Origin of the sequence: Terrisporobacter mayombei (assembly GCF_020748465.1) — a bacterium.
Classification (GTDB): Bacteria; Bacillota; Clostridia; order Peptostreptococcales; family Peptostreptococcaceae; genus Terrisporobacter; species Terrisporobacter mayombei.
Window position 1 is genome coordinate 1 of sequence record NZ_JAHZMP010000053.1, and the last position, 618, is coordinate 618.

The 618-nt window shown below is 56.8% G+C and carries 1 pseudogene; it reads right to left on the reverse strand.

Annotated features, from left to right (window positions below):
- Positions 1–107: 107 nt before the first annotated feature.
- Positions 108–618, reverse strand: a pseudogene (locus K0039_RS24765) (hypothetical protein); the annotation flags it as partial.

The following is a 618-nucleotide window of genomic DNA, read 5'->3' on the forward strand; positions in this document are numbered from 1 at the left end:
CCCAGACCGCCCCCCGACGGGGGCCCGGGCCGAGCTTTGCCGTTCGCCAGAGAGAAAACCAGAAACGCCGGGGCGAAGGCCGGTTTATCGGCAATCGACGAGGCAATCTAAGCGCCCATGATGGGGATCATAAAGGTGAAGCCAAGGTAACCGATGGATTCAACTACCCAGGTAAACGACGGCGCGCCTTTCGACATATCGGTATACGGCAAACCGAACTGCACCAGCATGTTGGCAAGCGCCACCAGGATACCACCGCCGATGACAAACGGCAGCGCCGCAGAGACGCCCGCCATCAGGTGGCTCATCACGCTACCGCTTTGCACTTCCTGTTTGCCAAGCTTCACGCCGCTATCTGCGGCAAAAAGCTGCGAGTTTGTCGGTAATTCGCTGAAAATCTGGTCGATATTTTTCAACGCCTGGGAGATGGCAATCTCATAAACTTTCTTCCCGGCAAACCGCGCGCGATCATCACCGCTCAGGCCACGCCCGGTAGCGAGAATGACGTAATCGGCAGCGGCAATCTCTTCGCTGGATAAGCGGTTTTCAACGCCACTGGACCCTTGAGTTTCCACTTTTATGGTATGACCGAGAGAACGGGCTTTCTGTTCCAGGGCT